Here is a 14,606-nt window from a genome sequence, read left to right as displayed (position 1 = left end):
GCGGGAACTCCGGCAGCCTGCCGGCTGCGGTCCCGACAATCTCAACTGCGCGAGGCTGGTCGTAAAGCCGTCGCGAGATGTTGCGCGAGATCTTCCTCTCCGAGAGCGAAACTGTGTCGTCCATCCGGGTCGGTCGCCACCTCTCCGAGTTGCGACAGGAACACACAGCGGATCCGGTCCAGGCGCGCCTTCTTATCCTTCGACATCGCCTCCCGAATCTCCGTTGGCTCGCGGTCCGTTTCCCAGTCTCCGTCGAGCCCGCACGCCTCGAGGAGGACGGCGAGCTGATCCGAGGTCCCCTGCTCGGTGATGCCGAGAAGCTCTCCGAGGCGCGCCTCGACGCGCATGCCCGCGGCGACGGCCTCGCCATGCAGAAGCTTGTAGCCCTCGAGGGCCTCCAGAGCGTGGCCGACGGTATGCCCGAAGTTCAGGATCTCGCGGCGGCCGCGCTCCAGCGGGTCGTCGCCGACGACGGTCGCCTTGTGCCGCGCCACGCGCTCGATGAGTTCCGCTGACGCCGCCGGGTCGCCGTCCGACAGCGCCGCAGCCCCGGTCGCCATCCAGTCCCAAAGTTCCACGTCGAGAATCGCCGCCGTCTTGACGGCCTCCGCCAGGCCGGCGCAGCGCTGGTGCCGCGGCAGCGTCTCCAGGACAGCGGGATCGATGAGCACGGCCGCCGGGTGATGGAAGGCCCCGATCAGGTTCTTGCCGGCTTCGGTGTCAACGCCGGTCTTGCCCCCCACGGAACTGTCGAGCATGGCCAGCAGAGTAGTGGGGATCTGAATGACGGGGACGCCCCGCATGTAGGTGGCCGCGACGAAACCCGCCAGATCGCCCGCGACCCCGCCGCCCAACGCGATCACGGCCGAGTCCCGGCCCAACCCCGCGTGAAGCATGCGGTCGCTCAGGGCGGCCCACTGTTCGCGACTCTTGTTCCATTCGCCCGCCGGAAACGGGAACAGATCGGCGGCGTGCCCGGCGTCCCGCAGGCGGGAAACGACCCCCGCGCCGTAGAGTCGAGCGACCTGCGAATCCGGGATGACGGCGTATCGGTGCGCCGGCGCATATCGCCTGCAGATCGACGCCACCTCGCCGAGAAGACCCGGTTCGATGTGAATCGGGTAGCTCCCGCCTTCGCCGATGCGGACATCCAGAGTCCTGCGTGTCATGAGCCTCCGTTGGAAGCATCCGTCAGGCGCAGGTCCGTGACGGTCACCCCTTCTCGGTCGAGGGCAGCGGCCAGTTCAGCGATCGAGCGCCCGAGCGCGGGGTGTCGCCACTCGCCGGCAATCTCCGCCAGGGGCAGGAGCACGAAGGCCCGCTCCGCGAGGGCGGCATGCGGGATCGTCAGGCGCGGTGTCTGTACAATTTCGTCCGCGTAGAGAAGGATGTCGAGATCGAGGGGGCGGGAGGCGAATCTGGGCGCGTCCGGATCCCGCCCGGCCCTCGACTCGAGATCCTTCAGCGAGACGAGCAGAGCGGCGGGTTCGAGGGGCGTCCAGCCGACGGAGCAGGCGTTCAGGTAGGCGGGCTGTTCCAGGCCGTAGGCGGGTGTGGTCTCATAGACCCTGGAGAACCGGGGCTCGACCAGCACGGCGTCCCCAAGGCACCGGGCCGCGTCGCGCATATGATCGATGCGGGAGCCCAGGTTCGACCCCATCCCGAGGGCCACCGCCCGCAGCGGGGGGTCCGCACCGGAGGATCCCCGGCCGAACCCCGTCCAGGCACTCGGGGCGGTAGCGGCTCCCCCGGAGGATCGGGACGAGGCTAGTTCCCGGGATTCGTGTTGCCCGGCTCATCGAGTCCGGTGACTTCCACCGAATCGACCGCCGGAACCGTCGGCCCGACGTTCAGGTCCACACACCCGGTCGCGGACGCACCCGCCAAACCGATCAGGATCGCGCACGTTGCCAGGAAGTGCGTGGCCCTCAGTCTCATATATGCCTCTGTACTCTTGCGCATCACCGTCTCCATGGTCGGAAGCTAGTGCGGTGGACGATCGCCGCACAACGAGGAAACGTCCGAAGTCCGCGTTTTCTGACACTCCCGGCGCCGGATGTGAAGAGGCCACCGGGACGGACCCGGTGGCCTCTTTCGCCAACCCTCGGCCGCCCGCAGGCGTCCAGGGACCGGACTCTCCGCCGGAGGTGCTAGCGCACGACGAGATCGGCGTTTGCCGCCCGCTGCTCGGCTCTCAGATTCCGCTGCAGACGCTCCAGCGTGAACGTGGCCCGCTCCAGGGCGGCTTCGAGACTGCCCGGTACGATCGCAGGCGGGATCGGGTTCCCGGCCGAACTCGGCTCTCCTCCGCCGAAGGTGTAGATGTCCCGCTGCAGCACTTCGAGGTCGGCGGCCGGAATCGGCAACTGCAGCGCACTGCCCGCCGGCAGAATGTCGTTGCGGCGTCCATGCCAGAACTCAAGCCCGCCGAACACGTTGAACACGTTCTCGAAGTGCTCGAACCACATCGCGTCGCGCAGGTTCCCGCAGCGTCCCTGCACGTCGTACCGCTTCCGCGGCGTGCACTCGCCCTCCGCGTTAGATGGCACCGCATCCGTGGGATTCGACGGCGCCGGCGGCAGACCCGCCTCCATGCGCGTCTTGTTCACGACATCCGCGGCGGCCCCGAAGTTGCCCATGCGGTAGTGGGCTTCGGCGACGTACCCGTCCATCTCCTGGTGCGTCATGGACTCCATGTCGCCGAACTCGCAGCGGCTGCAACTCAGCGTGTAGTCGTCGTATCGCGAGTCGCCGTAGTGCGACTGCCGGTACGTGCCGCGCTCCGGCCGGAAGATGATCGTCGCGTTGTACCGGTGGCGCGGACCGTACGACGCCGCCGAGGGGCTCACGGCCTCCCCGAGCGTGCCGTGCTCGTTGACCGCCGGGAAGCGCTTGTCATCCCCGAACGTCATCTCGCGCGCCGTCCGCTGCTCCGTGGGGAACGTCAGCCAGTCCTGGTACTGGCCGCTCTGGTCCGCCAGGCCGACCCAGTCCATGTGCATGCGGTGCCAGGTGTTGTTCTCCATCATGAAGATCTTGATGCCGCTCCACCACGGAGTGCCGGAAGAACGGTCCTCGCCCAGGACGACGAGTTCGCCCAGGCCGTTCTCGGCATCCGAGATGACCCTGCCCCAGTTCACGCCCGCGGCCTCGGCGTCGGTTCGCGGCAGGTTCGCCGCGCAACGCGCCTTCCAGCTCACCAGGTAGTCGGCAAACTGGTTGTTGTCCCACGCATTCCCGTTGATCCAGGTCTCCGGGAGCGTGAACGAGGTCGCGCGGGCTGCCGCCTCCGCCTCATCCAGCTTGCTCGCGGCGTACTGGTAGACGGCGTTGTAGTCGACCGTGTCCAGCTCGCCGCTGAGGTCGACCGTCTCGTCGACGATGAAGGCCTGGTCGTACCACAGCGCGAGCAGGCAGTTCAGCATGGCCTGGCTCGCCATCGCGAACGTTCGGGCGCGCGCGTTGCGCTCGCCTCCGGGGCCGATCTCCAGACCCTCGTCGAGAGCCCGGATCCCGTCCGAGGCCCCCGAGATCCCGCCATAGGCATCGCCCCAGTTCGCCTCGAAGACGTACGAGGGGCTGTACGCGGCCGAGTTCGGCAGCGGCTCGCGGGGCTCACGACCGAGGTCGTTCATCCCCATGTTGCCCCACGTCGCCGTATGACGGCTCGACATGTGGTTGAACGCGAAGTTCGCGTTGTTCCAGAAGTGCCCGATTTCCCAGACCTTGAGGTAGGAGCTCGCGATGAGCGTCTCCACATCGTCCGGACCCGCCAAGGCTCGCGCCCGGTCCGGCTCGTTCAGGTTGTCGACCTGCAGGTCGCACCCCGAAAAGCCGACCGTCAGCGCCAGCGCGATGACAGGCAGCGTCAGCTTCCTTTTCATGATCCCTCCATTACTCAATTCCATGACCGTCCGACCTCCGTCTCCGGAGGGCATCAGAAGACGAGTTCCGCCGAGAAGGTGAACGTACGGAAGTTCGGGTAGCCGAAGCTGTCGACCCGATTCAACGTCGCGCTCCCGACCTCCCCGCCGTCCGCGCCAACTTCGGGATCGTACCCGCGGTATGCGGTGAAGGTGAACAGGTTGCGTCCGATGGCGCTCACCGTGACCCGGTCGAACACATCTCCGAACAGGGACGAAGTGAACGACTCCGGCAGCGTGTAGCCGAGAGAAAGCTCGCGAACCTTGAGCCAGTCTCCGTCCTCGCGGAACCAGGAGTTGTCAGACCCGACGTTGTAGATGACCGAGGCGTAGCCGGTCGGCTTGTTCAGCTCGAGCGGCTTGCCCGTCTGGTCCACATCCTCGCCGCGCAGTTCGCGAAGCGCCCACTGCGCCGTGTTGTTGTAGATCGAGTGACCTACCGACGACTCGAGGAGCGCGTTCAGGCTGAGGTTCCTGTAGCGGAAGTTCGTGGCGAACGACGCACTGAAGTCCGGCGTCGTGTTCCCGTACGGGAGGAAGTCCGTCAGCCGGCACTTCTCCTCGTAGTCGCCCGGGTTCTTGGCGATGCACGCCGGGGAATAGTCTTCAACGTAGAACGGATGCCCCCAGTGGTAAGTGCGGTCACCGTCTGGAGTGGACACCGTCCCTTGAGTGCCCCAGAGCTTCTTGCTGAACCCTTCCGTGTGGTCCGCGCCGCCGGTGTAGACGAGCAGCCCGTCGTCGTTCACCTGGAAGTTCGTGCTGCAGTCGGAGCCCGAGACGCCGACCGGCGCCAGATCGGCGCAACTCGTGGCGAGCACCTCACCCCACAGCTCGCCCAGCGGACGACCCTCGGAGACGTAGAAGGTCCCCACCGTATAGTCGGGCACGTCCAAGCGCGTGATCCGCTGCTTCGTCCGGTCCCAGTTCAGCCGGAACTGCAGGCCCATGTCCTGCGTGTCGATGGCCGCGTAGCGCAGCGAGACCTCGTACGTCTCCGCCGAAATCGCGCCCGCGTTCTGCCACTGGTTGGAGAAGCCCACGAACGCCGCCTGCGGTACCTGCAGGAGCTGGTCGTCCGTCGTGTTCCACGCGTACGTCAGGTCGAGGCCGATGTTCTCAAAGAACACGAAGTTGAGGCCCGCCTCTTTCTCCGTCGTGAATTCCGGCCTCAGCGCGCGGTTCCCGAGGTTGACCGGGAAGATCGCGCCCTGCGCTACGCCGAACGTCTCGTACTGGGCGTAGAAGTTCGGCCGGCCGCCCGCCGTCCCGAGCGAGAAGCGCAGCTTCAGCTCATCGATCGCGTCGATGTTCCAGAAGTCCTCTTGCGCCACCCGCCACGCGACCGAGCCGCGGTAGTAGGTCTGCCACCGCTCATCCGGGCCGAACAGCGACGAGCCGTCGCGACGGATCAGGCCGTCGACGATGTAGCGGCCCCGGTAGTCGGCGCTCGCGATGCCGAACAATCCCTCCGCCTTGATCGAGCGGACCTGGTTTTCACCGGAGGTCTCGCCGATGATCGCGCCGAAGTTCGGCACGTCCTGCACCGAGAAACGGCTGCCGAACACGCCGTTCGAGTTGAAGCTCTGGTCTTCGATCAGGTAGCGGGCCTTCCCGCGCACCGTGAGGTCGCCGTCCATGAACGTCTGGCTCGCGCCGAGCGTCACCGAGGCGTTGATCGCCTCATCGGTGAAGTTGAACTCGCGCAGGCTGCCGCCCGTGAGCTCGCCCGTGCCGCTGGCGCTCGACGTGCGCTCGTTCTTGGGCCGGATCGTGTAGTCCCGGAAGTCCGTTCGGTCGAACGAGGCGTTCGCCTCGAGCGTCAGCCAGTCGATGGCCGCGGGCGAGAAGTTGAGGTCCACCGACCCCATCGACCGCGTCCGCTTGTCCCGGCTGGTGTTCACCGCGAGCAGGTATAGCGGGTTCGCCTCGATCGACTGCGGGTCCGCGTTGATGTCGGGATACCCGTCAAAATCGGAGACGCTCGTCAGTTCGATCGCGGGCGACATGAAGGTGAGTCTCGAGAAGGCGCCGGTCGACACGGCCTTGTCGTCCTGGTCGGAGCGCGAATAAAAGCCGCTCGCCGCGATGTCCAGGTCGCCGAAGCGCGTGTCGACGTTCAGGCGCACGTTCTGCCGCTCGAAACCTTCGTCGTCCGGAACGCCGACGTTGAAGGCCGACAGGCCCTGTGCGACGCGGTCCGAGTTCAGCGTGGCGAGGTTGTCGATGCACTGTGAACAGCTCACCACGCCCGCCTCGCGGAACTGGTCCACGCTCACCCGGAAGCTCGACTCGCCGAACCGGCCCGTAACGGCGCCGTAGATGTCCATCGTCTCGCCGGGATCGAAGAACGTGTCCATGTGGTCGAACAGTTCGCCGGGGAAGGCCTGATTCGCGAACGCCGTGGCCGTGGTGCCCGGCTCGCCCACGTTGATCTGGTTGTAGAGCAGCGCCGAGCCGAAGCCGGGACGGTTCAGGTCGCGGAAATCGACTTCGCTGCCCTGCGAGTCGATGAACTTCGTCTGGGCCGCGTTCATCGTGTACGGATGTGAACGCACGAGGCCGATGTCACCGACCAGTTGGCCCAGCCCGTATTCGCCGCGCGCGAGGATGTTCAGCGAGTTCGTCTGCAGGCCCGTGCCGCGCTTCGTCGTGATCTCGATCACGCCGTTCTGCGCGCGGGAACCGTACAGCGACGCCGCCGCCGCACCCTTCACGATCTCCACGTGGTCGATGTCCAGCGCGCCCACGTCCGCAAGGGATGCGCCCTCTGACTGGATCACGCCGTCGATCACGATCAGCGGTGACGTGCTCCGGCCGGACGCGTTGATCGAGGTCGGGCCGCGCAGCATGATCGAGGCCGGCTGGCCCGGCTGGCCGGAACCGGAGATGACCGATACGCCGGCCGCCTTACCCGTCAGAAGCGATGAAGCGTCGGCCGCCGGGACCGGCAGGTCCTGCGCCGACAGCCGCTCCACCGTGAACGGGAGCTTCACCGCCGGCGTCTCGCCCACCACCCCCGTGACGATGATGTCCTGGAGGCGAAGAGCCGTCTGCTCGACCGCGAAGTCCGCCGTCGCCACCTGACCCGACGATACCGTCACGGTCTGCGACAGCTCGTGGTAACCGATCAGGCGGACCGTGATGGTCTGCTCGCCCGCCGGCACCCCTTCCAACCGGTACGTGCCCTCAGCAACCGTTAGCGCACCGATCACCGTGCCCGCAACGAACACCTGCGCGCCGGCCACCGGGGCCAGCGTCTCCGCGTCGGTCACCGTCCCCGAAACCGCTCCCTGAGCGAGCAGCGGGGCCGCGCCGATAAAGAGCCAGGCGCTCACTGCTGTGGCGGCCAGTGCGCTCGCGCGCCTCCGCCTTTCTGACAACCTGGTCAACATGGATCACCCTCCTTGTGGCAGTGGGATCCGTGAGGCCCGGGGCCTCCCTCGGGAGACCGATTCGTTCGACACCACCGGGCCACGTTTACTGCGTCGAAAAAAACCGCCCTTTATTAAGTCTGAGCCGGGAGACGGCCCGCTGGCCGCCCCCCGGCCTCTCTCATTTTCAACGCACGACCAGTTCCGAAACCCTTCCCCGTCCCTTAACTGGAACGATCGGGAGCGCTGAATTGCGACTCCCGATCATCTTGAGCGTACGCCAGTTAAGCGCACGCCTCCCGGAACCGTCACAGACGGCGCCGGGAGGCGTCCACACTCCCTGGAAGGGCTGTCTATCCAACAAACCGCCTTCCTGGTTCAAATCCTTCGGGGAGAACCGTCCCCTTGCCCGGCCCTGCCGGGCTGTTGGCTTCTAGCGAACGACCAGATCCTCTGCTCTGCGGTCCGCAACCTGGCTGGCCCTGATCCGCTCAAGCGCGTATGCCGCACGCTCCAGCGCGGAATCCAGGCTGCCGGGAACCACGGTCGGCGTAGGATCGCCGGCCGAACTGGCCCCGCCACCACCGAACGTGTAGATGTCGCGCTGAAGCACTTCGAGGTCGGCGGCCGGGATCGGCAACTGCAGAGCCGTACCCGCCGGCAGGATGTCGTTACGGCGTCCGTGCCAGAATTCGAGTCCGCCGAAAACGTTGAACACGTTCTCGAATTGCTCGTACCACATCGCGTCTCGCAGGTTACCGCAGCGGCCCTGCGTGTCATACCGCTTACGCGGCGTGCACTCGCCCGCACCGTTGGAGGGTACGGCAGCCGTCGGGTCAGACGGAGCCGGAGGCAATCCCGCTTCCATCCGCGTCTTGTTCACGATCTCCGCGGTGCCCGCAAAGTTCCCCATGCGGTAGTGCGCCTCGGCGATGTAGTGGTCCATCTCCTGCGCTGTCATGTGCTCCAGGGGGCCGGCGTTGCACCCCCAGCAACCGAGCGTGTACTCGTCATACCGCATGTCGCCGTAGTGCGACTGGCGGTACGTCCCACGCTCCGGCCGGAAGATGATCGTCGAGTTGTAGCGTGACCGCGGACCGTAGGACGCAACGGTCGGGCTTACGATATCCGACGTGGCATCGTTCTCATTGACCGGCGGGAACCGCTGATCATCGCCGAATTCCATCTTGCGCGCGGTGCGCTGCTCCGTCGGGAGCGACAGCCAGTCCTGATACTCCCCGGACTGGTCGGCCATGCCCACCCAGTCCATGTGCATCCGGTGCCAGGTGCCGTTCTGCTGCGCGTACCTCTTGAGGTGGTCCCGCCACGGAGTGTCTGACGAGTAATCCTCACCCACGACCACGACATCCCTGATGCCGTTCTGGGCGTTCGAAATAACCTGGCTCCAGTTCACCCCGGCGGCCTCGGCGTCCGTCCGCGGCAGGTTCGCCGCGCAGCGCGCCTTCCAGCTCACCAGGAAATCGGCGTACTCGTTGTTGTCCCAGGTGTTCCCGTTGATCCACGACTCCTCCATCGTGAAAGATCCTGCTCGGGCCTGGGATTCCGCCGCGTCCAGCTTGCCCATGGCGTAGCTGAACATGGCGTTGTAATCGACCGTCTCGAGCTCTCCACCCAGGTCCGTCGTCTCGTCGACGATGAATGCCTGGTCGTACCACAGCGCGAGCAGGCACGACAGGATCGCCTGGTTGCCCGCGGCGAAGGTGAGGGCACGCGCGTTCCGCTCGCCACCGGGCCCGATCTCAAGCCCGGCCTCGATGGCCCGGATCCCGTCCGATGCTCCCGAGATTCCGCCGTATGCGTCGCCCCAGTTGGCTTCGAACACGTAGGCCCAGCGATACGAAGGCGAGTTCGGCAGAGGTTCGCGGGGTTCACGACCGAGGTCGTTCTGGCCATTGTTGCCCCACGTCGCCGTGTGGCGGCTGGCCATATGGCCGAACGCGAAGTTCGCGTTGGTCCAATAATGTCCGATTTCCCAGACCTTGAGGAAGGAGCTCGCGATGAGCGTCTCCACATCGTCCGGGCCGGCCAGCGCCCGCGCCCGGTCCGGCTCGTTCGGGTTGTCGACCTGGAGGTCGCAGCCCGAGAGGCCGACCGTCAGCGCCAGCGCAAAGGCCGGTAGCGTCAGCTTGCTTTTCATGATCTCTCCGTTGTTCAATCGGTATCTCCCGATCCCCTTGTCGTAACGAGGCGGGGCCGCCCTCCGGAGAGGGCGGCCCGCCACTGCCACGGGCAAAGGGTCAGAATACCAGTTCGGCCGCGAAGGTAAACGTCCGGAAGTTCGGATAACCGAAGCTGTCGACCCGGTTTAGTCCCGCGCTCCCGAACTGTCCGCCGGTATAGCCAACCTCGGGGTCGTAACCGCGGTACTCCGTGATCGTGAACAGATTCCGGCCGATTACGTTCAGCGTAACCCTGTCGAAGACATCGCTGAACAGACTTTCGACCATGTTGTCGGGCAGCGTGTAGCCGAGCGAAAGCTCGCGCAGCTTGACCCAGCTGCCGTCCTCGCGGAACCAGTCGTTGTCGGCGTTGACAGAGTAGATCTGGGACGCATAGCCGACGGGCTTGTTGTTCTCGAGCGACTTGCCCGTCTGGTCCACGTCCTCGCCGCGCAGCTCGCGAAGCGACCACTGCGCCGTGCCGTTGTAGATCGACTGGCCCTGAGAAGTCTCCACGAGCGCGTTCAGGCTGAGACCCCGATACCGGAAATTCGTCGCCAGCGAGGCGTTGAAGTCGGGCGTCGTGTTCCCGAACGGCAGGAACTCGGTCAGCGTGCACTTGTCCTCGTAGTCGCCGGGATTCTTCGAGACGCAGGCCGGCGAGTAGTCCTGGATCTTGACCGGCAGGCCCCACGCGTAGGAGTTGGAACCAGCCGCCGTGGCAACCTCGACCTCGCTGCCCCACAGCTTGCTGCTGAAGCCCTCGGTGAAGCCGGCGCCGCCCGTCGGGACGAGGAGGCCGTCGTCATTCACCTGGAAGTTGGCGCTGCAGTCCGAAGCCGTGATACCGATCGGCGCCAGATCCGCACAGTCCCTGGCCCACCGCTCGCCCCAGAGCTCGCCCAGCGGACGACCTTCGGAGACGAAGAAGTTGCCGAACGAGTAGTCGGGAACGTCCAGACGCGTGATCTGCTGGTTCGTCTTGTCCCAGTTCAGCCGGAACTGCAGACCCATGTCCTGCGTGTCGATGGCCGCGTAGCGCAGCGAGACCTCGTACGTCTCCGCCGCGATCTCGCCAGCGTTCTGCCACTGGCTCGAGAAGCCCACGAACGCCGGCTGCGGAACCTGCAGGAGCTGGTCGTCCGTCGTGTTCCACGCATACGTAAGGTCCAGGCCGATGTTCTCGAAGAACACGAAGTTGAGGCCCGCCTCTTTCTCCGAGGTGAACTCCGGCTTCAGCGCGCGGTTCCCGAGGTTGATCGGGAAGATCGCGCCCGCCGAGACGCCGAACGTCTCGTACTGGGCGTCAAAGTTCGGCCGGCCGCCCGCCGTCCCGAGCGAGAAGCGCAGCTTCAGCTCATCGATCGCGTCGATGTTCCAGAAGTCTTCCTGCGCTACGCGCCACGCGACCGAACCGCGGTAGTAGGTCTGCCACCGCTCATCCGGGCCGAACAGCGAGGAGCCGTCGCGACGAACGAGGCCGTCGAGGATGTAGCGGCCCCGGTAGTCGGCGCTCGCGATCCCGAACAACCCTTCCGCCTTGACCGCGCTCGTGAAGTTGTTTCCGGTGGTCTCGCCGATGATCGCGCCGAAGTTCGGCACGTCCTGCACCGAAAACTGGCTCCCGAACACGCCGTTCGACTCGTAGCCCTGATCCTCGATCAGGTAGCGGGCCTTACCGCGCACCGTGAGGTCGCCGTCCATGAACGTCTGGCTCGCGCCGAGCGTCACCGACGCGTTGATCGCCTCCCTGGTGGAGTTGAATTCACGGAGGCTGCCGCCGGTGAAGTCGCGGGGGCCGGTGCCCGCCGAGCGCTCGTTCTTTGGCCGGATCGTGTAGTCGCTGAAGTCCGTCCGGTCGAACGAGGCGTTCGCCTCGAGCGTCAGCCAGTCGAGGGCCGCGGGCGAGAAGTTGAGGTCCACGGACCCCATCGTCCGCGTGCGCTCGTCCCGGCTGTCGTTGACCGCGAGCAGGTAGAGCGGGTTCTCCTCAATCGACTGCGGATCCGCGTCGATGTCGGGATACCCGTCCAACGGACTGATCTGCGTGAGGTCAATCGCGGGTGACATGAAGGTCAGCCGGGAGAAGGCGCCGGTCGACACGGCCTTGTCGTCCTGGTCGGAGCGCGAATAGAAACCGCTCGCCGCGATGTCCAGGTCGCCGAAGCGCGTGTCGACGTTCAGTCGCACGTTCTGCCGCTCGTAGCCTTCGTCGTTCGGAACCCCCACATCGAAGGACGTGAGACCCTGCGCGACGCGGTCCGCGTTCAGCGTGGCCAGGTTGTCGATGCAGATGGAACAACCCACGACGCCGGCCTCGCGGAACTGGTTGACGCTCACGCGGAAGCTCGATTCGCCAAACCGGCCCGTGACCGCACCGTAGACGTCCACGGTCTCGCCCGGATCGAAGAACGTGTCCATGTGGTCGAACAGTTCGGTCGGGAACGCCTGGTTCGCGAACGCCGTCGTCGGCGTCGCCGGGTCGCCGGGATTGATCTGGTTGTAGAGCCGGGCGGAACCGAAGCCGGGACGGTTCAGGTCGCCGAAGTCGACCTCGTTGTCTTCGCTGTCGATGAACTTCGTCCCGGCCGCGTTCATCGTGTACGGATGCGAACGGACGAGCCCGATGTCGCCGACCAGTTGGCCGAAACCGTATTCGCCGCGGCCGGTGATCGTCAGCGAGTTCGTCTGCAGGCCCGTGCCGCGCTTCGTCGTGATCTCGATCACGCCGTTCTGCGCGCGTGAACCGTACAGCGACGCCGCCGCCGCACCCTTCACGATCTCCACGTGGTCGATGTCCAGCGCGCCGACGTCCGAAAGCGATGCGCCATCGGCCTGGATCACGCCGTCGATCACGATCAGCGGCGACTGACTGCGGCCGGACGCGTTGATCGAGGTCGGGCCGCGAAGCGTAATCGACGCTTCCTGGCCGGGCTGACCGGAATTGGAGATGACCGATACGCCGGCCGCCTTACCCGCCAGAAGCGACGAAGCGTCGGACGCCGGGACCGGAATGTCCTGCGCCGACAGCCGCTCCACCGTGAACGGGAGCTTCACCGCCGGCGTCTCGCCCACCACCCCCGTGACGACGATGTCCTGGAGGCGAAGAGCCGTCTGCTCGACCGCGAAGTCCGCCGTCGCCACCTGACCCGACGATACCGTCACGGTCTGCGACAACTCGTGGTAACCGATCAGGCGGACCGTGATGGTCTGCTCGCCCGCCGGCACCCCTTCCAACCGGTACGTGCCCTCACCAACCGTCAGCGTACCGATCACCGTGCCCGCAACGAACACCTGCGCACCGGCCACCGGGGCCAGCGTCTCCGCGTCGGTCACCGTCCCCGAGACCGCTCCCTGAGCGAGCAGCGGGGCCGCGCCGATAAAGAGCCAGGCGCTCACTGCTGTGGCGGCTAGCGCACTCGCGCGCTTCCGCCTTCCTGACAAATGAAACAACATGGATCACCCTCCTGTGGCAGTGGGATCCTCTACGACCCGAGATTTTTCGGGGGACTCGCCCCCGCCCGAAGCGGCCGGGTCAGTACACCGCGTCGGGACCAAGTCAAAAAAGCCTTCCGGTTGTCGCTCCTGCGCGTCGTGTCGCGCCACTACTCCTGTACAACGATTGGCGGAGCCGTTTTGCGACGAACCTGATGCGGCGACGCTGACCGCCGACTCCCCCGGGAGCCGACACCGTGTCTCCGACATACTCCGAAGCCTCACGATTCCTGTGCCTGGCGCGGCCTTCCGGCGCACACCCGCAACTTCCCCGCAGAACGGGACCGGGGAACATGAGCCCCCACTTCGGCCCATGCAAGACCCTTGCGGGGGCCATGCAGGGAGCAAATGCGGGACCGCGCGCGCCGCCTTCGGGCTCGCGGCCCTCGAGGGCTCAGGACCGGAGCGAAACCCGCGCGAATGTTCGCTTGCCTCGCTGCACCAGGTACTCACCCGGGCCGAGGCGGAGGTCGCCCTCCCGGATCACGCTCCCGTCGATCCGCACCGCCCCCTGGCGGATGAGCCGACCCGCCTCCGAGGAGGAAGCCGCTAGCCCCGAATCGCGGAGGATGTGCGCGATCCAGAGCGTCTCCTGCTCCCCGAGAGAGAGCGCCACGGCGGGGACATCGCGGGGCACCTGACCGCGTCGGTGGACCCGGTCGAACGCTTCGCGTGCCTCCACCGCGCCCGCAGCTCCGTGGTAGCGGGCCACGATATCGCCGGCCAGCCACCGCTTGGCCGCGAGCGGATCGGTTTCCGCTTCGGCGCGGCGCGCGGCGAGATCCTCCCCGGAAGCGCTCGAGACGAGCAGGAGCCACTCATCGAGGAGCGTGTCCGGAATCGACATCACGCGCCCGAACGTCTCTCTCGCCTCCATCGCGATGCCGACATAGTTGCCGTAGCTCTTCGACATCTTCCGGCGCCCATCGGTCCCGCGCAGGAGCGGCATGATGAGACACACCTGCGGCTCCTGCCCGGCGCGCTCCTGAAGCGTCCTTCCGAGCAGCAGGTTGAAGAGCTGGTCGGTGCCGCCGAGTTCGACGTCGGCCCGCAGCGCGACGGAATCGTACCCCTGCATCATCGGGTACAGGAACTCGACGAGGCTGATGGGACGTCCGTCCCGGTGGCGCGCGGCGAAATCGTCGCGCTCGAGCATGCGGGCCACCGTGTACTGCGAGGTCAGCCGCAGGATGTCCGCCAGCGCGAGGCCGGCCAGCCACTCGCTGTTCTTCCGGATCTCGGTCGCCTCGGGATCGAGGATGCGGAACAGCTGGTCCTCGTACGTGACCAGGTTCGACTCGATCTCCTCCTCGGACAGCATCGGCCTCGTCTCGTCCCTCCCGCTGGGATCCCCGACGCGAGCCGTGAAGTCGCCCATCACGAAGACGACGCGGTGGCCGAGTCTCTGGAAGGTCCGCAGCTTGTGGATCGACACGCCGTGACCGATGTGGAGATCGGGCCGGGTCGGATCGAACCCCTGTTTAATAAGGAGTGGCCGGTCTTCTCGTACCGAACGCTCGAGCTTGGCCACGAGTTCGTCTTCGGGGACGATGGACTCGGCTCCCTCACGAATCCGCCGCATCTGTTCGTCTACGGGGAGAAACATCTGCGCCTGGTGTCGGTATATTCTCTGT

The 14,606-nt window shown here is 66.2% G+C and carries 8 protein-coding genes; all 8 read right to left on the bottom strand.

The features are described 5' to 3' along the window. Positions 1–41: 41 nt before the first annotated feature. Positions 42–1,169 carry a 3-dehydroquinate synthase gene (gene aroB / locus ACOOGH_RS00460; protein ID WP_420447045.1) on the bottom strand — a complete coding sequence of 376 codons (1,128 nt, stop codon included), beginning with the start codon at positions 1,167–1,169 and terminating at the stop codon, positions 42–44. Continuing rightward, complete coding sequence (gene folK / locus ACOOGH_RS00455) at positions 1,166–1,660, bottom strand: 2-amino-4-hydroxy-6-hydroxymethyldihydropteridine diphosphokinase (RefSeq protein WP_420447044.1); 495 nt, start codon at positions 1,658–1,660, stop codon at positions 1,166–1,168. Before folK ends, aroB begins: the two co-directional genes overlap by 4 nt. A 107-nt stretch (positions 1,661–1,767) precedes the next feature. Beyond that, positions 1,768–1,962, bottom strand: coding sequence for a hypothetical protein (locus ACOOGH_RS00450; RefSeq protein WP_420447043.1), 195 nt, complete (start codon positions 1,960–1,962; stop codon positions 1,768–1,770). Between the two features lie 188 nt (positions 1,963–2,150). Further along, a complete protein-coding gene (locus tag ACOOGH_RS00445; protein ID WP_420447042.1) occupies positions 2,151–3,884 on the bottom strand; it encodes a hypothetical protein in 1,734 nt (577 codons plus the stop codon). A 53-nt stretch (positions 3,885–3,937) separates the two neighbouring features. Then, entirely contained in the window at positions 3,938–7,261 is a 3,324-nt protein-coding gene (locus ACOOGH_RS00440) for a SusC/RagA family TonB-linked outer membrane protein (RefSeq protein WP_420447041.1), read from the bottom strand. 469 nt (positions 7,262–7,730) lie between these two features. Then, positions 7,731–9,455: a hypothetical protein gene (locus ACOOGH_RS00435; protein ID WP_420447040.1), complete on the bottom strand. Its 1,725-nt coding sequence runs from the start codon at positions 9,453–9,455 to the stop codon at positions 7,731–7,733. A 100-nt stretch (positions 9,456–9,555) separates the two neighbouring features. Further along, positions 9,556–12,876, bottom strand: a complete 3,321-nt coding sequence (locus ACOOGH_RS00430) for a SusC/RagA family TonB-linked outer membrane protein (RefSeq protein ID WP_420447039.1) — start codon at positions 12,874–12,876, stop codon at positions 9,556–9,558. Between the two features lie 490 nt (positions 12,877–13,366). Beyond that, positions 13,367–14,554: a tyrosine--tRNA ligase gene (gene tyrS, locus ACOOGH_RS00425; RefSeq protein ID WP_420447038.1), complete on the bottom strand. Its 1,188-nt coding sequence runs from the start codon at positions 14,552–14,554 to the stop codon at positions 13,367–13,369. Positions 14,555–14,606 lie beyond the last annotated feature (52 nt).

It is taken from the genome of Candidatus Palauibacter sp. (assembly GCF_965213655.1).
Taxonomy (GTDB): Bacteria; Gemmatimonadota; Gemmatimonadetes; order Palauibacterales; family Palauibacteraceae; genus Palauibacter.
This window is presented reverse-complemented; position numbering and strand designations above follow the sequence as displayed.

Coding starts and splice junctions, on each gene's coding strand:
- aroB (WP_420447045.1), bottom strand. CDS start 1,169: ATGACACGCAGGACTCTGGATGTCCGCATCGGCGAAGGCGGGAGCTAC.
- folK (WP_420447044.1), bottom strand. CDS start 1,660: ATGGGGTCGAACCTGGGCTCCCGCATCGATCATATGCGCGACGCGGCC.
- ACOOGH_RS00450 (WP_420447043.1), bottom strand. CDS start 1,962: ATGCGCAAGAGTACAGAGGCATATATGAGACTGAGGGCCACGCACTTC.
- ACOOGH_RS00445 (WP_420447042.1), bottom strand. CDS start 3,884: ATGAAAAGGAAGCTGACGCTGCCTGTCATCGCGCTGGCGCTGACGGTC.
- ACOOGH_RS00435 (WP_420447040.1), bottom strand. CDS start 9,455: ATGAAAAGCAAGCTGACGCTACCGGCCTTTGCGCTGGCGCTGACGGTC.
- tyrS (WP_420447038.1), bottom strand. CDS start 14,554: ATGCGGCGGATTCGTGAGGGAGCCGAGTCCATCGTCCCCGAAGACGAA.